This is a genomic window from Phytoamicus setariae, from assembly GCF_016722925.1.
GTDB lineage: Bacteria > Pseudomonadota > Alphaproteobacteria > Rhizobiales > Rhizobiaceae > Rhizobium_E > Rhizobium_E setariae.
This window is the reverse complement of sequence record NZ_JAEQNC010000002.1, coordinates 147,152-164,287: the sequence shown is the minus strand read 5'-3', so window position 1 is coordinate 164,287 and position 17,136 is coordinate 147,152. Positions and strand designations below refer to the sequence as shown.

The following is a 17,136-nucleotide window of genomic DNA, read 5'->3' as shown; positions in this document are numbered from 1 at the left end:
AACGCAAAATTGAGGCGTTTGGCCGCAACAATCAGCTTAGCGGCGTCCACGAGCCATTCGCGTTGCGGCAGGCAGCCCCGCGCCCCGTCAGCGGCGCAGCGCCCTTGACCGTGATCGTATGGGTATACTGGCGGCAATTCTGCGACCCCACCTGATAGGGAACGGCTGCCATCACCTCTCCGCGGGTGCCGCCGTCACCTTCCCAATTGACCCTCTGACCGCTGGGCGAGGATTCGAGCGCCTTGTACTCCGCCTCGAGCGCGCGACCGCGATTGCTGGCTGAAAGTTTCAGGCCGGGCATGCGCATCGCCAATCCGCCACGCAGCGACTGGATATAATACGCCGCATTCTCGGGCGTTCCACTTGAACCGTCATCGCCTGCAGCATCCGCAATTCGTTCGCCGGTCTCATCAAGACGCGAAGAGCCCGACGTCGTGCTGCAGCCGGCGGCTATGGAGACCAGGAAAAGTGCGCCCAGCAATTTTGTTCGATGCACGATGCCCCCTTCGGATATCATTATTATTCATGTGCTTGCGGCAGCTTCCATGTGATTGCCAGATGGCAGCAATATGGCGGCGCCGCTCACACTCAGTAGCATACAATCTTCTTGTTCGGAGTGACAATAAAACAACTCATGTCGCCAATGCGGGAAGGATGAGTTCCGCTCTCAGACCGCCGCCCACTGCCCGCTCCAGGGTAAACGCCCCCTGGTACTCCGACACAATCTCAGTGACGATCGAGAGCCCCAGCCCCGTACCGGGTTTACTTTCATCGAGGCGCTTGCCGCGTTTCATGGCCTCGGTAATTTGCTCGGGGTCCAGACCCGGTCCGTCGTCTTCGATGATTAGCAGCGCCCAGATCTTGCGGCCCGGATCGGCCCCCTTCGTACCAGCAGGGGCCGGCCCCGCTTCGATCCTGATTTTCCTCTTGGCGAACCGGCTGGCATTTTCAATCAGATTGCCGATCGTTTCCTCCAGATCCTGCGCCTCCATTGCCAGCTTCAGCCCCTTGGGCTCTACACTGAGGTCGAACTGCTTTCCGGGATTGAGCTTGCGCATGACGCGCACCAGACGCTCGAGAACCGGGCCGACTTCGGTTCTTGCCAGAATACTTTCGCGCAGTGCGGCAATTCGTGCCCGGTTCAGGTAGGACTGGACCTGAACCTGCATGGTTTCGGCCTGACTTCGCACCAGTGTTCCATGCGGATGTGCCATCTGGCCGGCGTCGTTGAGCAATACGGCAATCGGCGTCTTCAGCGAGTGGGCGAGGTTACCGACCTGCATGCGGGCACGCTCCATGACGCGCTTGTTGCTTTCGATCAGTGCATTGACTTCATGGGCAAGCGGCTGGATTTCGCGCGGCAGGTCCTCGTCAAGCTTTTCGGCCTGGCCGTTGCGAATTCGGGTCAGGGATTGCCGAACCCGGTCGAGAGGCCTGAGCCCCAGCAGAATGACCAGGGCATTCAGCACGAGGGAGCCCGCGCCGAACAGGCCGAGCGCCAGATAGAGGCTTCGGTCGAAGGCCGCCACATCATCTTCGACAACCGTGTGGTTGCCTATCATCCTGAAGCGCACGACGCGGTAAACCGGATCAGGCGCATTCTCGGGGTCAGTGATCGTATCTTCGTCCGCCGGCTCTTCGTCGAGGCTGATTTCGGCCTCCGCCACCCGGACGGGATTGCCGGAACTATCCTCCGTTGCGTAGTATCGTTCGAAACGGGGATTGAACGGAACCACCGCGTTGGGGACCGTCGGAACCTCCACATTTTCATAACTCGGGGAGGAAAGCGCCTCGGTCTTGTAGTCACCGAGCGGCAGGACCTGCCAGTACCAACCGCTTGCCGGCTGCTGGAAACCCAGTTCGCTGAGTTGAGGAGATCCAGTCAGTTTCTTGGTCGCCGGGTCAATCGAGACCGAGTTTATCGCGGAGAAAAGTTGCGCCCGCAACAGGTCGCGAAGGCTCTTCTCCGCGCTCTTCTCATACAAGGTCGAAATGACGACGGCCATGATGACGACGCCGATTGCCGACCAGATGGTCGTATAGATCAGGACTCGGGCGGTAAGGGAGTTCAGCCTATCCATTTGAAGGCGGCTGGATGCGATAACCGAGGCCACGCACCGTTTCGATCATGTCGACGCCCATTTTCTTCCGCAAACGGCCGACGAAGACTTCGATCGTATTGGAATCCCGATCGAAATCCTGATCATACATGTGCTCGACCAGCTCTGTGCGCGAAACCACCTGACCCATATGATGCATCAGGTAGGAGAGCAGACGGAATTCATGGGAGGTCAGCTTCAGCGTTGAGCCCTCTACGGTTACCTTCGAGCTCTTGGTGTCGAGCCGGACCGGACCGCAGCTGATTTCCGACGTCGCGTGGCCGGCAGCACGGCGGATCAACGCCCGCAACCGTGCCTGAACTTCTTCCATATGGAAGGGCTTGGTGACGTAGTCGTCGGCGCCCGCGTCGATACCGGCAACCTTGTCGCTCCAGCGATCGCGCGCGGTGAGGATCAGCACGGGCATTTTCTTGCCCGCTTCGCGCCATTTCTCCAGTACCGTGATGCCGTCCATCTCTGGCAGACCGATATCGAGTACGACAGCATCGTAGGGTTCGCATTCGCCGAGATAGTGGCCTTCCTCGCCGTTAAAGGCCTGATCGACCACATAGCCTGCTTCCTTCAACGTATCCGTGAGCTGACGGTTGAGGTTTTGATCGTCTTCGACAACGAGTATGCGCATATGTCTGCCTTGCCTGCCTCTAACTATTGACGGTTCAGAAATCCATCGGGATACGAAGTCGTACCTTCTTTGGGCGTCCCTTGGCATTGATGACGAGCACCGTTACCGCGCATACCGGGCGGCCATTGCGGGCCGGTCGGACGGAAAGCAACTCGCCACCGGTCATTTCCACGGCCTGGCGGGCGGCCGTATTGCAGCCGCCGCGCACCTCATGGTACGCCGCCTCGGGCGCATAGTCATCGACCGACAGCGATTGCCCGGTTGCCGGGGAAACAAGCAGACCGACCGCAATCAGCGATGTTATCAATCTTGATGCCATTTCAGTATCACGAATCCCGTGAGGTAGCCTAACTTGGGGCCATCTTTAGACAAGCGACCCTGAATGGCAAATGAATGTCCGGCAATCCCTTAACATTTCGGTCTACGGGAGGCTCCCCCTCCAGCAAAATCAGCCGAGCCTCCGGTCCGCCGTCATGCGACCGTAAATCGCGATGAGGCCGCCGGTCGCACCCGATAGGGCAACCAGAATGTCTGCGAGTTGCGTCTGGCTTTCGCTTCCCAGTTCAATGCCGCCGGCTTGCAAAACGCCCGCGGCAATGGCGATGAGTGAGCCCCACACGGTTTTAGACTGATACCAGTATTTGGTCGTGTCCATGAAATGAGCCTTTCCTGAAAATACCCTCGAAAATCATGCCTTGAAAAATGCTCCCTTCTGCAGGCCTCGCATGGTGTTGAAAGCAACGATGCACCAGATAAGGCCAAGCGCCGTCACCAGAATTGCACCCAGGACGGCAATCGGAGGGAAGGAAAATGCGTGTCCGAGCCGCAGCGTGGCGACCGAAAAGACGCCAAGCGGGAAGGTGAAGCCCCACCAGCCGAGATTGAAGGGCATGCCACGTTTGATATAGCGGGCTGTGAAGGCAGCGGCGAGCGAGAACCACCACAGGCCGTAGCCCCACAGAAGAACCCCGCCGAGCAGTGCTGCGCCCGAAAATGCCGCCGCCACCGCAGCCAATCCGTTGGAAGACAGAACGGCCGGCGATACGTCGCTGAAAACCAGCAGCGCCAGCGCGCCGGTTCCGATCGGCCCGAGAGACAGCCAGCAGGAGGCCGCCATGGTGGCCTCCGGCAATTTGTGCAGTGCCAGGCGCACGAACAGGATGACCAGGATGCCGAGCGCAATCGGAACACTCAACGACCAGAGCAGCAGACACAGCATCAGAATGGTCATCTGCATGGCCGGATCGGCGATATGGGGAATGAGCAAGCCGCCACTGACCGCCGCCACTTCGCTTGCCACGAGCGGCAGCAGCCAGACCGCGGTCATCTGCTCCATGCTGTGGGACTGACGCGTAAACATCGCATAGGGAACGATCAGGCCACAGGCGAGCGACAGGCCGACATCCAGCCACCACAAGGCATGGGCAATATCGATCGCGACCTCGCCAATGCCCGGCAGGCCAAAGATCATGAAACCATTGACGATGGTTGCGAGGCCCATCGGAATGCAGCCGAAGAACATCGACATGACGGGATGATGCAGGAGCTGCTTTGCTTCGTCAAAGTGCCGGAACCAACGTGCGCAAAACAGCAGATAACAGAGAGAAAACAGGGCAATATTGAAAAGCCAGAGATATTTTCCAACCTGCCAGGCCAGAGGCATTTCGGGAAATTGCGAAAGCGCGATCGACAGGATGCCGGTGCCCATGGTCGCCGCAAACCAGTTTGGTGTGAAATACCTGATCACCGCCGGCAGACCTAGCCTTGCAGGCTTCCAGGTGGCAGTGAGCGTAGCGGACAGGCGATGCATCATGGGACAACTCATTGGGGTTGATATGCCCTGATGCTACCGCCTCCTTTCGTTCATCTCCATCGCATAATTTACATCATTTCATTCGACAAAATCGAACGATTATGACATCAATCCATTGACCTTTACCTGGAGGATCCATGACCCTCGATCAGTTGCGCATATTTGTCGAAGTTGCGGCGCGCCAGCACATCACCAAAGCCGCAGCCGCACTCAATATGACGCAATCGGCGGTGAGTTCGGCGATCACGACGCTCGAAAACCGGCATGGCGTCAAGCTGTTTGACCGCATCGGGCGCTCCATCGTCCTGAACCAGACCGGTCGGCAATTCCTGAAGGAGGCGGAGGCGGTGCTCGCCCAGGCGCGCGTCGCTCAGGCGATGCTCGACGATTTCAGCGGCCTGATGCGTGGCGAACTGTCCATCATGGCGAGCCAGACCGTTGGTGGGTACTGGCTGCCGCCCCGTCTCGTGCACTTTCATAAAACCTATCCCGAAATCACGCTCGACATCCAGATCCGCAACACCGAGGAAACTGCAGATGCCGTCGAAGCCGGCCACAGCGAAGTGGGCATCGTCGAGGGACTCGTCGACAGGCCCGCCCTCGCCTCCAAGATTATCGCCACCGACGAGATGGTGATCGTCGTCGCTCCCGGTCATCCCTGGGCAACGGCGCTCTTTCCGTCGATCGATCTGACTGATAGCGCCTGGGTGCTTCGCGAAGTCGGCTCCGGAACCCGCCTCGCGTTCGACAGATTGATCGAGCGCCACATGATCGACCGGGCCGTGCTCGATATCGCGCTCGTGCTGCCGAGCAACGAGGCTGTTCTGGTTGCCGTCGAAGCCGGTATCGGCGCCACCCTTGTTTCCCGCAGCGCCGCGTCGGCGCCATTGCGCGGTGGCCTGCTGTGCATCGTCGACTGGCCGGCCATTCCACGGCCCTACTACCTGCTCCGGCATAAGGAGCGCTATCGTAGCAAGGCGGCTTCGGCTTTCGAAACCATCGCCGTGGAGATGCCAGAATTCGAGGGCTTTGCCGTCAAAGGATGACTGTCCTTTCCGCCGCAATACCCAGGGCGACCCTTGCCCCTTTCTGCCGCACCCTGAAAGACACCGACGCCTGCATGCCGCCGAAATCCGCATGCTCCATGCCCTGCGTGTAGAGAACGTTGCTGGAGGCAACCGAAACGGTCCGCACAACCGCGCCACCGCCGAGCAGTTCCAGCCGATAGGTTTCGTTGGGCTCATCGAGAGCAATCTCGTCGCCCTCCCAGGCATCCGCGCCGATACGCGCCCTTCTCACCCAACTCAAGGCGATATCGCCTGTCGGTTTTCGGACAGCGTCGAGATGGGCTGGTGCGAGCGGCATCTCGGCTCTCATTCCGCCGGCAAAGGCTATTGGCCCAACTTTGCCGCCTGCAGAACCAAACGCTTCGGCAATCCAGTTGAGCGTCAGACCGGCTTCGCTGGTTTCAAGACCAAGCGGGGTAATAGACTGATCGAGCACAACCAAGGGCGCCCCGGCCACGGTGCCAGCCGCCATCGCATCTTCCGTTCCCGCAATGCCGCGCAACAATCCGCTCAGGTTCCAGACATTGGCGGACACTTCCTCCGCGACCCTGAAGCCGATGATCTCCCATTCGCCGTTCTCTGCGCGAACAGCAATGCGATTGGCGCCGTTCATTTGAGCGAGTGCCGAGACGGAGGACAGCCCGCCATAGATCATCCGTACACGAATGACGTTTTTCCAGTCAGTGACTGCTGTCGGACCAGGCTCAAGGGCCATCTGCAGCCGGCCCGTCCTGGCCGGTCGCGTGACCACCGCGCGCTTGTCGTAATTCTCACTCTCGGCCGAAACCGAAAGCGCCGATCGCCTCCAGGGTTTTGCGGTAACGGCGGCACAGGCAAAATCGATGGCCGGGCCGTCGCGATATCTGGCCAGATCCATGAAATGCAGCACCGGCGCATAATCCTTGTCGCCGCCGCGGCCGGTCCGGCGTCTCTTGCGGCCGGTATAGTCGCCCGCGCCATCGCCGGAACCAACCTCGCGCGCCTCGATCTGGCGCATCGCGCCATCTTCAATTCGCGTGATCAAAAACCGTCCGTCGGGACCATCGTAGAGAGAAACCACATCGCCGGGCTCATATTCGATCGCCGACGGAGAAAGCGCAAACGAGACCTGCCGACGCGAAAGCCGGTGATCCCGTAGCAGGCCCTCTGCCATCTGGTTTGCGGCGTCCTCGTCGAGCACACCCGGCAGGCCTAGCCGTAGCACCCGGTCGTTGGCGAGCTGCAGCCGTCGCGAGCGCGCGCTTGCATCCTGATATTCGTTGACCTCCGACTGGTAGTCCACGATCGCCTCGCCGGCGAAATCCCCATCCTGGCCGATCATCTCGCTCCAGCGCACCTCGTCATCGGCATCGGCAAACACGTCGATGATTGCAGCCGGCGACGACAGCAGGCCGCGCGACTGGAAACGCAACGTTCCATTGATATCGGTGACGTCGAGCCGGAAGGCGGTCACAAGCGGCGCGAGCAGGTCCCGCGCCGAGGCCTGCCCGCCCATCACATAGCCCTTGAGGTCCCCGGATACCCGCGAAACATCGAAATCGGTAATGCCGTTGTCCTTTAAGACCGCCGCGATCACGCTCGACAGCGTGCCCGCGCCCAGACGACCATTCATCCAATGGCCCCGCGCCCAGTTCACCCCGTCGGCATAGAGATCCTCATCCTCGGGGAAAGCCGGCCAGGCACGCGCATCCCATGCCCAGACGAACAGATGGTCCGGCGCCACCATGCCGGCCGGCGCATCGCTGCCTGACCACCATTCGTGATGAGCTTCGAGGAACCGCCGCTGCATTTCGTCGGATCGCTTGCCGTCGGAAAAATGCGGTCGCGTCGATTCCGACGACTTGCGGTCGATAAAGGCGTTCGGCTGGTTGGCGCCGCGTTCGATGGCCGGGCAGCCGACTTCGGTAAACCACACCGGCTTCATCGCCGGCGTCCAATCGGTCGGGGAAGCTCGTTCATGGCCATCGACACGATCGAAATGCCGGTGGCTCCACCAGCCCTCGATATCCTTGTAACGGAAGATCCAGGGCTTGCCCGCCAAACCGTCCGTGATGGCCGTGCGATTGCGCACTGACCGGGCGTTGCCCGAGGCATAATACCAATCGTACCCCTCGCCGCTCGCGATGGCGGCTTTCAGCGCCGCCTTGTCGTCCGCCAGCCGCGCCCCATCCGGATTGACGCCGGTGAAATCGTCGTCACGGAAATCGGCCAGCGGCATATAGTTGTCTATACCGACGGCATCGATGGCGTTGGACGACCACAGCGGGTCGAGGTTGAAAAACACGTCACCCGTGCCGTCATCGGGATGATAGCCGAAATATTCACTCCAATCGGCAGCGTAGGTGAGTTTCGTCGCCGGTCCGACAATGCCGCGCACGTCGTCGGCAAGCGCAACCAGCTTGCTTATGAAGGGAAAATTACCGGCGCCGTTTCGAACCTGCGTCAGACCCCGCAGTTCGGAGCCTATGGCGAAGCCGTGCACCCCACCGGCCGCTTCGGCGAGCAATGCGTAGTGCAGGATCATCCGCTTGTAGCCTTCGTCGCTGCCGGAATAGCTGACGGTCTCGCCGGCTACGTCAAAGTCCCCAACATCGACATCGCCGAAGAAGGCGTTAATCTGTGTTTGCGCTTCGGCCGACTTGTCAGCACTGCCGGCACGACCCGGCGCCGGATGGCAGGTGATGCGGCCGCGCCACGGATAGCTGGGCTGTTCGTCCGCGCCTTCGGGATCGGCGCGACCGTTGTCCGCAGGGATATCCATCATCAGCAACGGATAGAGATGAACCTTGAGGCCGCGCGCCTTGAGGTTGCGGATCGCGGCAACAACGCTGGCATCGTTGGGTGTTCCCCCATAGGCCGGGCCGCCGCCTACCCAGGAAATTTCATGCGCCGCCGCGCGCGCATAACCGGCAACCTGCCAAGGCGTGCTTTCATCGTCTCGGGCAGACGTTTCAACCCCCGGCAGAATCCGGCAATGGCCGGCACGCAAGTCGGTGCCGAACCAGGAAACCACCAGCGCCACGCGCTCGAGGTTGGGGCAAACCGCCATCAACTCGTCGATGGACGCGTCCCAGTCCGTCGCCTTGTAAAGCTGGTTGCGGTTGATGATGCGCGCCGATGCATCGCCAGTCTGCTCTTTGACCTTGAAGGGACTGTAGCCGTGCTCCGTCGCGCCGGGAATGATGGTGATTGCCCTGATCCGGCTTTCGAGGCTGCCGACGATGCGGATCACCTCGAACTGCAGCACGGGAATACGGTTACCGTAGAGATCAAGCGGCAAGCGCTCGAACACCACATAGGCAAGGCCGCGATAGGCAGGAACGCTGCCCGCCCCCTGCTTTGCCTCGATCAGCGGGTCCGGCTCCTGGCCTTCGGTGCCGCGATACAGCCGCATCTCGATTGCCGTCAGATCGATCTCCTGTCCATCCGCCCAAACGCGGCGAATGGCGGCGATCGGGCCCTCGCAAAGGCCGACGGCAAAATTGGCGAAATAGCTGAATGTTTCAACGCGCGGACCGGTTGCCTTGCCGCCGGAGCGCTCGACCGTTACCTCTTCCTCGAAACGCGTCGCCCAGATCAGCGTGCCACCGATGCGCGCCGTGCCATAGACGCGATTTATCGCGGTGCCTTCCTCGGCGCCCGAGATGCGCGCGGTCGGCAACCTTGTGCCGTCGATGGTGGTAAAACCGGCTATGACGCTCCGGTCGATCAGATTGCCGGCAAGCGCGCCAGCCGCACGCCCGATCATTGCGCCGACAGGACCGAACAAGCCGCCAAGCGTCGCGCCCGCTGCCTGCAGGATAAGAGTAGCCATGTGAGTTTCCGCTGTTGATGGAACCGGTATGCGCAGATCGGACACCAGACATGATATCGGGCTTCTTGCCGCCGACGGCAGGAGGAACTATATCGCTGGCGTGAGGACGACCTCCCCCAGATGGGCAACAAACTCGGGACGACCCGAATACCCGTTGGGGTAATGAAATGCGCACGACTTCCGACCGCATCCGCCATGCGGTCAGCTTCGAAATCATTGGCCTTGCACTCATCACGCCGCTTGGCGCGTGGGCATTCGGCCTGCCAGCCGCCGACATCGGTGTCGTGGGATTGGTCGGCGCGACGATCGCGACATTGTGGAACTACATCTACAATCTCGGCTTCGACCATGCCCTGCGGCATTTTTCGGGTACCACGGAGAAGACGTTGCCCACGCGCGTCGTGCATGCGGTGCTTTTCGAGGGTGGTTTGCTTGTGGTGCTCATGCCGCTGATCGCCTGGTACCTCCAGATCAGCCTGATGGAGGCTTTCGTCATGGATGTGGCATTTGCCGCTTTCTACCTGGTCTACGCGTTCGCCTTCAACTGGGGCTATGACCGCGTCTTTCCGCTGCCGGAGTGGCAAACAGCGGCAAGTTAGGCAACCCGCAGATCGTCAAGCGGTAGCGACGGGAAACCGGAACGCCGCCGCGATCCGCCGTTGCCAACTCGTCACCAATGCCGATTCGATGACGCCCGCTTGCTCGTAAGCATGGATGAAGTGCGTCGCGTCGCTCAGAATGCCAGCATGTTTGGCCGCCATGCCCTCGCGCCAGCGGAACAGAATAAGGTCGCCGGCCTGCATCGCGGACGGTGAAACTTCCGCTCCGCAGTGCCGCCTGGCCGCTTCGATCAACCGTTCCTCGCCTGAGCGTTCCGCCCAGTCCATGCCATAGGGACCCGGATCTTCCGGCTCGCGGCCATAGCATTGTCGCCAGATCCCCCTGATCAACCCCAGGCAATCGCAGCCGACGCCCCTTGTCGCCCCCTGATGCCGATAGGGGGTACCGATCCAGCTGCGGGCAATGGCGACGATCTCATTCATAGAGCGGCGCTCCATCGTGTTCGGTCTCGCCATCGGCATAGGCATAGGTGAAATCGGCGCCGGGGATATGTGGGAACCCGCGAAAATTGGCGACATTGTCGAACTTGCTCCGGCAAGTGTCGATGCTCTTGTCGCAACCGGCAATGATCTTGAACGTATCGCCGTTCGCCGGCTTTGCGGGCACCGGCAGCCAGAAGACCAGCGTCACCGCGGCGTTAGCCTGCACATGACTTTCGATGTCGACCGAGACGCCGTCATTGACGCCGCTGGTGAAAGTGAGCATGCCATAGCGAAAATACCCGTTGGCGAACTCTCCCAGCCCATGCACGGTCATCCTCGAAAGATCTGGAGCGGAAGCCACGGTGCCCGTCGCCCTGAATGCGTTGGCGTTCTTGCCGCAACGGCCATCCCCGAACGCGGCATCGCACCGATGCCCATAAATCCGCCCCCTCGTTTGCGACAGCTTGTGGGCCACGCTGCGCAGTTCGGCGCGAAAATGGCTTTCCGAGCGGGTGATCTCGCCGATCTCCTGCACCTTCAGCATCGTGTGCTGGCTGGGCTGGTCCCAATTGACGAGAAACAGTTCGACGCGCGCGCCATCATACTTTCCGGCCGCGATATCCTTGTCGGTGATGGCGTCGGACGAAAGCGCGCCCACCACGTCTGCGGACGGCGCGGCAAGTCCGCTTAAAGCTTCCCGGTCGCTTGCCTGGTAGCCGCTTGCCGCCTGAAACATCGTGGCGTCGAACGTCAAATCATGATCGTGATCGGTAAAACCGAGCACCACGCCATCACGGCGCGTCAACCGCCAGGCATGGCACAGCGTGGTGGCATCCTCGGCCAGATGGGCCTTCAATCCTTCGCCGATAGTCTTCATGGCATGATCTCGATCAGCGGGATGGATGGGATACGGCCTGCGTCGAACGCATTGAGGTCGATCTCGATGCGGTCGATGTCGAAGCGCACCGGCACGTCGAAATGAAACCCTGCCCGGATGACTGCGCCATCCGGCGGCGTGGCGGCAACGCTGAACGTCACGAGGCCCGTCGATGGATCGACGGCGAAGTCGTCGATACCCGAGACCACATCCCCAACCTCCATGACAACCGTTTCCGCCACCGGCTTTGCAATCACTCTTTCCGTCGCCCCACCCGCGTCTTGATAGGTCTTGCGCAGCTGGAATATTCGCCTCTCGCCGTTACCGGTGCCAAGATGCTGGTCGGCGGCAGATATTTGCTGCTGCGGACCGCAGGACTTGAAATCGACGGGATCGGTGAATCGGAAGCCGTAAAGCTGGCCCGCACGCGCCTCGAAAAAGGCCTGGACCTCGTAGAGATCGACGACCGAGCGCAAACCGGAGCCGACATCGTAATGCCGCCGCGCATCCTTCCAGCGTCTGTTGCGGCTCTCGCGCCCGTTGGAGAGCGAAACGATATCCGTTCGCCGCGATGGCCCGCCCGACGTGCCGAGCGCCAGCCGGAGCGGAAATTGTACTTCATGAAAAGAGGTCATGGGATGAAAAGAGGTCATGGACTTCCTTTCAGATGCCGCGCCGGCCGCGCCCGACGGCGCGCGTCAGCATGGCGTTGATCTGGCCTTCCGAGCGCCGGAAACTCTGGGCGTCGGCGGCCTGGACGTTGAAGACAACCTGTATCGGGCCACCATCGCCGGCACCCGCGACGCCGAGCCGACCGTCGGGACCGCGCCTGAGCGGCATGATCGCCTCGGCGCCCGCTTCGCCCATCACACCTGCCTGCCCGCCGGCCATGGCAAAATGGGTCGGGCTGTCGACTACGCCGCCATTGGCAAAGCCCACGGCATTGCTCAGCGAACTGGTCAGGCCCGAAAACATCGAGGTCAGCGAATTCTCCAGCGGCTTCATGCCGGCATCAAGCGAGATCGAGGAAAAACGCGAGGCAATGCCCTGCAACACCTCGGTCAGGCTGTCGCCCTCCAGCACGGCCCCCTTGAGGGCCGAGGTGATCGCCGACCCGAAGGAGCGCGAACGCGCCTCCAGATCGTCGAGCACCACTTTCAGCTGGCTTGCGCTTTCCAGCGCGTGGTCGATTTCATCGACTTCCATGTTCCGCTCCTTGTCTGGGCTGATCCGGCCAGAGCGTCATCAGCCGCTCCAGATTTGCGCGATCGAAAGCCAGGCGCTGCGACATGCCAGCCGAGAGCGCTACGAGTTCGACTGCCGTCATCGACCAGAATTCATGGGGTGCCAGCCGCAGCAGGCCGAGTCCGAAATGCAAGGCCGCGCCCCAGGGGAAAGGCGGCGGACAGGCATCGGTCAATCGGCCGGCTGCGGCTGGGGAGGGTTTTGCTGTTGCGTCTCCGCATCCTCAGGAAAAGCCGCCGCGAGCAGCCGGGCGGCAAGCCGCACAGCCCCCTCTATGCCGCCATCGACGCACATATCGGCGACGTCCTCGTCTACAGTGATGTTGCCGCCACCGCGCAAGCCGGCCGCGACGATGGCGATGATCGCCGAGGTGCCGATGCGACCCGTGGCGAACCGCGCGGCCAAGTCGGCGATGTTGTCGACGCCCAGCGCTGTCTCAAGTTCGGCAAGCGCGCCCAGCGTCAGGCAAAGGATTCTTCGCTCGCCGTCGATGATCGCTTCGATCTCGCCGCGCCGGCGGTTGGCCCGGCCCGCCATCAGAGCACCCCGAAAGCCGGCTGGCCGGCCGATTCCAGTGCCAGATCGAACATCACCTCGCCATTGTGCTGGCCGGAATATTCCAGTGCGGTGATCTGGAATGGCCCGGTCACCGTGCCGAAATCGGGCACGACGATCTGCCAGTTGAGGATCGAACCGCCGAAGAAGGCACTTCGCACGGTTGCGTCGGAAGCCTGGTCCTTGAAAATGCCCGAACCCGACACCGCCGCACGCTTGACACCCGCGCCCTCCAGCAGTTCACGCCAGCGGCCGGCGCTTTCGGCATCGGTGATATCGACGGCAGACGTGTTGAACGCGAGCCGGCGCGAACGAAGCCCCGCAACCGTCTCGTATGTCGTGCCGTTATGGATCTTGAGAAGCAGATCCTTTCCCTTCTGGGCAGTCATGATCGTTCCTTTCGGAAATTCGGAAAATGAAAAAGGCGCCACGAGGGGCGCCAAAACGTGTTTGCAAACGTTGCCGCAGGCTACTCCGTCACGGCGCGGAACCGCATCTCTGCGACGAAGGCCTTTGTCCGGGCCTCGCGCCGCACCCGCGTCGAGACATGCCGCAGGTTGATCAGCATGGCCCCGTCCAGCAGCGGCGCGGCATCGTGCAGCAGCGCTCGCACCCTGCCGGCCATCGTCTGAACCTGCCTGCGCCCGTCAGCGGTGGGCCATGCCTCGATGGTGAGGAAATGTTCTTCCGTCTGCGGTCCGAAATCCCGGCTTTCCAGCTCCGCGATCACCAGATAGGGCATGCTCCGGCCGGTCATCCGCCGGTCGGATATGCCGTCGGCACCGACGATCGCCAGAAGTTCGGCATCGGCGGCAAGCACAGCGAACACAGCCTTCTGCAGGGCATTTTGCGTATCCGCCATGATCACACCTCTGTCACACGGCAGACGAGGTAGCGGCCGCTCTCGTCGGGATCGTGGAGCGTGCGGATGTCGAATATCCGAGTTCCCTTGCGGAAGCGCTGGCCGGGCGCGATCAAATCCGAATGGCGGATCCAGATGCGGTGGGTCACCGTCTGTCTTTCTGTGTGGCCAAGCTCCTCGATCTCGGCGCCGACCGGCTCGATCCGCGCCCAGAGCGATGCCGTAACGGCATGACTCAACGTCACCCCACCCTGCCCGTCCGGCGTCTCGACCGCTGACTCAAGGTCAAGCCGCGCCGTCAGCTGCCCTGCATCGATAAATGTCAGCAGCATCTCAGAGCCTCTTCATCAGGAAGGGTGCGACCAGCCGCTCATATCCCTCCGGGACATCAGCCGGTTGTTGATCAGGGGCAACCGCGCCGCGGAACTCGTACATCCGCGCGACATGGGTCAGCATCGCCCGCTTGAGCGCATCGGGCACATCGGCGCCGGTATCCCCGAAGCCTGCAGTGAAATCGATCTCGATGCCGTTGAGCGGCTCGCCTGGGACCGGTCTCTGCCTGAGATAGAGCCGGGCCGGCCGCGCGTTGCCGTCAAGCACATGGCCTGCGAGACTGATGATCGCTTCCTCGCCGTTTGCATCGAAGACGCGGATCTCGTCGATGGCTTTCACCGGTCCACGCGCAATCTCGACGATGCCGCTTTCCGGCCAGCAAACGAGATAGAGTCGGAATGCCTGCGCGATCAACGCCAGACCCGTCGTCCGTTCGAGATGTTCGCGAGCGGTGCGGAGCAGGCTTAGGAGGAGATCGTCTTCATCGCTGCCGTCGATACGCATGTGCGCCTTCACTTGGGCAAGCGTCAGCGGCTCCGCAAGCGGCGGATTGGTCAGGGCATAGGTCATTTGAGCTCCCGATATGAATGGAAGACCCCTCCCCAACCCCTCCCCAAAAGGGAGGGGCTTATCGGCCGCACCGCGTTGCCCAATGGTAACGTCGCACCTGCTGCGACGTTGGCTGTTGAGCGAGGCGGGACGACTTGGGAGCCCCTCCCTCTTGTGGGGAGGGGTTGGGGAGGGGAAACTCTACAATCTCAAAGCGTTGGGAGGATCAGCTCGCCGCGAACTTGATCAGCTTGATCGCCTCGAAATTCTGCACCCCGCCGCCGACGCGCTTGGTGGTGTAGAACAGCACATAGGGTTTGGCCGAATAGGGATCGCGCAGGATGCGGACGCCGGTGCGGTCGACGACGAGATAGCCGGCGCGGAAGTCGCCCACGGCAATCGCGTAGGCGTTGGCGGTGATGTCGGGCATATCTTCGGCTTCCGTCACCGGAAAGCCCATCAGCGAGGCCGGCTGGCCCGGCGTACCCGGCGGCTGCCAGAGATAGTTGCCGTCCGCGTCCTTGAATTTGCGGATCGCGCCCTGCGTCGTCCGGTTCATCACATAGGTGGCATTCTGGCGATGGCCGGCCTTCAACGCATAGGCCGCATCGATCAGCACGTCACAGGGGGCCGAGGAGCCGAAAGCGCCGGCCGATCCCGTGGCGATGTAGCCGATATTGCCCCAGCTCCAGCTGGCATTGGCGACGTTGGTGTAGGCGAGAAAGCCCTTCGGCTTACTGGTGCCGTTGCCGGAGACGAAGGCGATGCCCTCCTGTTCGGCAAAGGCGATATCGACTTCCGAGGCGATCCAGCTTTCGATGTCGACGGCGGCATCGTCGAGCAGGCCTTGGGTCGCCGCCGGCATTGCATAAAGCTCCATCGTCTCGAAGGACAGTTCCGCAAGTGCCGGCGTCGTCGTCTCGGTGCGGGCGCCGGTTTCGGCCACCCAGCCGGTGGTCAGGCCGGCAAGCGCAAACGGCTTCTTCAGCACATGGCCGGACACCTGGCGGACGGTGGCAAGCGAACGGATCGGCGAGACCACCGACAGGCGGCGGCCGATTTCGGTATCGGTTTCGTTGGGCACGAGATAGCCACCATCGGCCGCCGCCCCCGTCGAAAACGCCTTGCTCTCCACCTCGCGCAATCCTGCCTCGTCGCCGCGCCGGATATAGGCCTCGAAAGCCGCCTTGTGCTCCATCGCCTCGAAGGAGTTCGCCTCGCCGCGCCCAAGCGCGGGTCGCGCCTTGCGGATGACGAACTGGTCGATCACCTTCTTCTGCTCGTCGATCGCCTTGTTGATCCGATCGACCTTTTCGGTGGTGATCACATCGGCGGTAAGCTTGCGCTCGATCTCGCTGAGGCGACGGTCATTGGCGTCCTTGAACGCTTCGAACGCGCCCATGAAGCCGTCGAAGGCATCGGCGATCGTGTCCGGCACCGCCTTGATTTCCGGCGCCGAGGTCATGGTGTCCTTATGCATGTCTCAAAATTCCTTTCGACAACAAAAAAGGGCCAGCCGGCCCCAGGGATGCCGGACCGTACCGGCAGAAAATCAATGCAGGCTAGAGCATTTTGCAGCCAAACGCCTTCGTTTGGCGTCCAACAAAATGCGGCAAAACAAAGACTTAGAGCGCTGTTCTGATTCCATCAGAACGCAAAGCGCTCTAAGGGATCAGATCATCCGTCGTGTCGCCTCGACGATGCATGAAAGCAGACGCGGATCATGCGCGGCACGCAGACGGTGCGCCGGCGCATCCTTGACCTCGCTGATACGTGCGGTCGGCAACATCGGGAAGGTGACGACCGAGATCTCCCAGAGGTCGGCCTCGAGGATTTGGCGGATGCCGGTTTTCGGTTCGGATTTCGCCCGCACGGTCTGGAAGCCGATCGACAGGCCATCGAGCGCTCGGGATTTCATCAGTTGGTGGACTTCGCGAGCACGGGAGACGCCCTCGGAAAGCACGCCCTCGACATAGAGCCCGCGCCCGTCCTCGCGGATCACCCGCCAGGCGCCGATCGGCTCGGCTGGATCGTGCTGGAAGAGCATGCGCACGCCGCCTGCCCCACGCCGCGCAAGCGACCGAAGGAAGGCGCCGCGCTCGACCCTGTCCTTGCCCAGATCGACCTCGCCGAACAGGCTGGCATAACCTGAGAACACGCCCGCCTCGGTCAGCGTCTTCAGTTCGATCCGCGCGAACTTCCGCTCGCGACGGGCTATGATGGCGTCAGCAGTCAT

General features: G+C 61.7%; 21 protein-coding genes. 2 read left to right on the top strand and 19 right to left on the bottom strand.

The genetic code is table 11. The annotated features are described in order from the left end of the window. Window positions 1–31: 31 nt before the first annotated feature. The 6 genes from JJB09_RS03525 to JJB09_RS03500 all read right to left on the bottom strand — a co-directional run bounded on the left by JJB09_RS03525 (window position 32) and on the right by JJB09_RS03500 (window position 4,555). The gene (locus tag JJB09_RS03525) at window positions 32–523 is read right to left on the bottom strand and encodes a hypothetical protein (protein ID WP_425523682.1); all 492 of its coding nucleotides are present in this window, start codon (window positions 521–523) and stop codon (window positions 32–34) included. Window positions 524–632: 109 nt separating this feature from the next. After that, complete coding sequence (locus JJB09_RS03520) at window positions 633–2,081, bottom strand: sensor histidine kinase (protein ID WP_201653188.1); 1,449 nt, start codon at window positions 2,079–2,081, stop codon at window positions 633–635. Beyond that, window positions 2,074–2,742, bottom strand: coding sequence for a response regulator transcription factor (locus tag JJB09_RS03515; RefSeq protein WP_201653185.1), 669 nt, complete (start codon window positions 2,740–2,742; stop codon window positions 2,074–2,076). Before JJB09_RS03515 ends, JJB09_RS03520 begins: the two co-directional genes overlap by 8 nt. Before the next feature lie 34 nt (window positions 2,743–2,776). Beyond that, window positions 2,777–3,061 (bottom strand): hypothetical protein, encoded by a 285-nt coding sequence (locus JJB09_RS03510; protein WP_201653182.1) that lies wholly within the window; start codon window positions 3,059–3,061, stop codon window positions 2,777–2,779. A 129-nt stretch (window positions 3,062–3,190) separates the two neighbouring features. Continuing rightward, a complete protein-coding gene (locus JJB09_RS03505; RefSeq protein ID WP_201653179.1) occupies window positions 3,191–3,397 on the bottom strand; it encodes a hypothetical protein in 207 nt (68 codons plus the stop codon). A 33-nt stretch (window positions 3,398–3,430) separates the two neighbouring features. After that, the gene (locus JJB09_RS03500) at window positions 3,431–4,555 is read right to left on the bottom strand and encodes a TDT family transporter (RefSeq protein WP_246748566.1); all 1,125 of its coding nucleotides are present in this window, start codon (window positions 4,553–4,555) and stop codon (window positions 3,431–3,433) included. A gap of 137 nt (window positions 4,556–4,692) precedes the next feature. Between JJB09_RS03500 and JJB09_RS03495 the strand changes: the two genes are divergently transcribed. Then, the gene (locus JJB09_RS03495) at window positions 4,693–5,601 is read left to right on the top strand and encodes a LysR family transcriptional regulator (protein ID WP_201653174.1); all 909 of its coding nucleotides are present in this window, start codon (window positions 4,693–4,695) and stop codon (window positions 5,599–5,601) included. On the opposite strand, the gene JJB09_RS03490 is transcribed toward JJB09_RS03495, so the two are convergent. Beyond that, window positions 5,591–9,436: a baseplate multidomain protein megatron gene (locus tag JJB09_RS03490; protein ID WP_201653171.1), complete on the bottom strand. Its 3,846-nt coding sequence runs from the start codon at window positions 9,434–9,436 to the stop codon at window positions 5,591–5,593. The two genes, JJB09_RS03495 and JJB09_RS03490, sit on opposite strands and share 11 nt — an antisense overlap. A 167-nt stretch (window positions 9,437–9,603) precedes the next feature. On the opposite strand from JJB09_RS03490, the gene JJB09_RS03485 reads away from it, so the two are divergent. After that, window positions 9,604–10,035, top strand: a complete 432-nt coding sequence (locus JJB09_RS03485; RefSeq protein ID WP_201653168.1) for a PACE efflux transporter — start codon at window positions 9,604–9,606, stop codon at window positions 10,033–10,035. 15 nt (window positions 10,036–10,050) lie between these two features. Here JJB09_RS03485 and JJB09_RS03480 read toward each other — a convergent pair whose 3' ends face one another. The 12 genes from JJB09_RS03480 to JJB09_RS03425 all read right to left on the bottom strand — a co-directional run bounded on the left by JJB09_RS03480 (window position 10,051) and on the right by JJB09_RS03425 (window position 17,136). Next, on the bottom strand, window positions 10,051–10,479 hold the full coding sequence (locus JJB09_RS03480) for an NlpC/P60 family protein (protein WP_201653165.1): 429 nt from the start codon (window positions 10,477–10,479) through the stop codon (window positions 10,051–10,053). After that, window positions 10,472–11,356: a DUF2163 domain-containing protein gene (locus JJB09_RS03475; protein ID WP_201653162.1), complete on the bottom strand. Its 885-nt coding sequence runs from the start codon at window positions 11,354–11,356 to the stop codon at window positions 10,472–10,474. The genes JJB09_RS03480 and JJB09_RS03475 overlap by 8 nt, the downstream gene beginning before the upstream one ends. Then, window positions 11,353–11,991, bottom strand: a complete 639-nt coding sequence (locus JJB09_RS03470) for a TIGR02217 family protein (protein ID WP_201654150.1) — start codon at window positions 11,989–11,991, stop codon at window positions 11,353–11,355. The genes JJB09_RS03475 and JJB09_RS03470 overlap by 4 nt, the downstream gene beginning before the upstream one ends. Before the next feature lie 28 nt (window positions 11,992–12,019). Further along, complete coding sequence (locus JJB09_RS03465; RefSeq protein WP_201653159.1) at window positions 12,020–12,562, bottom strand: phage tail tape measure protein; 543 nt, start codon at window positions 12,560–12,562, stop codon at window positions 12,020–12,022. After that, the gene (locus JJB09_RS03460; RefSeq protein WP_246748565.1) at window positions 12,549–12,734 is read right to left on the bottom strand and encodes a phage tail assembly chaperone; all 186 of its coding nucleotides are present in this window, start codon (window positions 12,732–12,734) and stop codon (window positions 12,549–12,551) included. Before JJB09_RS03460 ends, JJB09_RS03465 begins: the two co-directional genes overlap by 14 nt. A gap of 38 nt (window positions 12,735–12,772) precedes the next feature. Then, the gene (locus tag JJB09_RS03455; protein WP_201653153.1) at window positions 12,773–13,138 is read right to left on the bottom strand and encodes a gene transfer agent family protein; all 366 of its coding nucleotides are present in this window, start codon (window positions 13,136–13,138) and stop codon (window positions 12,773–12,775) included. Then, a complete protein-coding gene (locus JJB09_RS03450; RefSeq protein ID WP_201653150.1) occupies window positions 13,138–13,545 on the bottom strand; it encodes a phage major tail protein, TP901-1 family in 408 nt (135 codons plus the stop codon). The genes JJB09_RS03455 and JJB09_RS03450 overlap by 1 nt, the downstream gene beginning before the upstream one ends. Window positions 13,546–13,625: 80 nt before the next feature. After that, window positions 13,626–14,018, bottom strand: coding sequence for a DUF3168 domain-containing protein (locus JJB09_RS03445; RefSeq protein WP_201653147.1), 393 nt, complete (start codon window positions 14,016–14,018; stop codon window positions 13,626–13,628). Window positions 14,019–14,020: 2 nt separating this feature from the next. Continuing rightward, on the bottom strand, window positions 14,021–14,350 hold the full coding sequence (locus JJB09_RS03440) for a phage head closure protein (RefSeq protein WP_201653144.1): 330 nt from the start codon (window positions 14,348–14,350) through the stop codon (window positions 14,021–14,023). 1 nt (window position 14,351) lies between these two features. Continuing rightward, window positions 14,352–14,921, bottom strand: a complete 570-nt coding sequence (locus JJB09_RS03435; protein WP_201653141.1) for a head-tail connector protein — start codon at window positions 14,919–14,921, stop codon at window positions 14,352–14,354. 205 nt (window positions 14,922–15,126) lie between these two features. Further along, window positions 15,127–16,380, bottom strand: coding sequence for a phage major capsid protein (locus JJB09_RS03430; RefSeq protein WP_246748564.1), 1,254 nt, complete (start codon window positions 16,378–16,380; stop codon window positions 15,127–15,129). A gap of 192 nt (window positions 16,381–16,572) precedes the next feature. After that, complete coding sequence (locus JJB09_RS03425; protein ID WP_201653138.1) at window positions 16,573–17,136, bottom strand: HK97 family phage prohead protease; 564 nt, start codon at window positions 17,134–17,136, stop codon at window positions 16,573–16,575.

What these genes read in the sequence shown, in the direction of transcription:
- JJB09_RS03475 (WP_201653162.1), bottom strand. Translation starts at nt 11,356, where the DNA reads ATGAAGACTATCGGCGAAGGATTGAAGGCCCATCTGGCCGAGGATGCC.
- JJB09_RS03440 (WP_201653144.1), bottom strand. Translation starts at nt 14,350, where the DNA reads ATGCTGCTGACATTTATCGATGCAGGGCAGCTGACGGCGCGGCTTGAC.
- JJB09_RS03435 (WP_201653141.1), bottom strand. Translation starts at nt 14,921, where the DNA reads ATGACCTATGCCCTGACCAATCCGCCGCTTGCGGAGCCGCTGACGCTT.
- JJB09_RS03520 (WP_201653188.1), bottom strand. Translation starts at nt 2,081, where the DNA reads ATGGATAGGCTGAACTCCCTTACCGCCCGAGTCCTGATCTATACGACC.
- JJB09_RS03510 (WP_201653182.1), bottom strand. Translation starts at nt 3,061, where the DNA reads ATGGCATCAAGATTGATAACATCGCTGATTGCGGTCGGTCTGCTTGTT.
- JJB09_RS03495 (WP_201653174.1), top strand. Translation starts at nt 4,693, where the DNA reads ATGACCCTCGATCAGTTGCGCATATTTGTCGAAGTTGCGGCGCGCCAG.
- JJB09_RS03465 (WP_201653159.1), bottom strand. Translation starts at nt 12,562, where the DNA reads ATGGAAGTCGATGAAATCGACCACGCGCTGGAAAGCGCAAGCCAGCTG.
- JJB09_RS03445 (WP_201653147.1), bottom strand. Translation starts at nt 14,018, where the DNA reads ATGGCGGATACGCAAAATGCCCTGCAGAAGGCTGTGTTCGCTGTGCTT.
- JJB09_RS03425 (WP_201653138.1), bottom strand. Translation starts at nt 17,136, where the DNA reads ATGACTGCTGACGCCATCATAGCCCGTCGCGAGCGGAAGTTCGCGCGG.
- JJB09_RS03480 (WP_201653165.1), bottom strand. Translation starts at nt 10,479, where the DNA reads ATGAATGAGATCGTCGCCATTGCCCGCAGCTGGATCGGTACCCCCTAT.
- JJB09_RS03430 (WP_246748564.1), bottom strand. Translation starts at nt 16,380, where the DNA reads ATGCATAAGGACACCATGACCTCGGCGCCGGAAATCAAGGCGGTGCCG.
- JJB09_RS03500 (WP_246748566.1), bottom strand. Translation starts at nt 4,555, where the DNA reads ATGATGCATCGCCTGTCCGCTACGCTCACTGCCACCTGGAAGCCTGCA.
- JJB09_RS03490 (WP_201653171.1), bottom strand. Translation starts at nt 9,436, where the DNA reads ATGGCTACTCTTATCCTGCAGGCAGCGGGCGCGACGCTTGGCGGCTTG.
- JJB09_RS03515 (WP_201653185.1), bottom strand. Translation starts at nt 2,742, where the DNA reads ATGCGCATACTCGTTGTCGAAGACGATCAAAACCTCAACCGTCAGCTC.
- JJB09_RS03455 (WP_201653153.1), bottom strand. Translation starts at nt 13,138, where the DNA reads ATGGCGGGCCGGGCCAACCGCCGGCGCGGCGAGATCGAAGCGATCATC.
- JJB09_RS03505 (WP_201653179.1), bottom strand. Translation starts at nt 3,397, where the DNA reads ATGGACACGACCAAATACTGGTATCAGTCTAAAACCGTGTGGGGCTCA.
- JJB09_RS03450 (WP_201653150.1), bottom strand. Translation starts at nt 13,545, where the DNA reads ATGACTGCCCAGAAGGGAAAGGATCTGCTTCTCAAGATCCATAACGGC.
- JJB09_RS03470 (WP_201654150.1), bottom strand. Translation starts at nt 11,991, where the DNA reads ATGACCTCTTTTCATGAAGTACAATTTCCGCTCCGGCTGGCGCTCGGC.
- JJB09_RS03485 (WP_201653168.1), top strand. Translation starts at nt 9,604, where the DNA reads ATGCGCACGACTTCCGACCGCATCCGCCATGCGGTCAGCTTCGAAATC.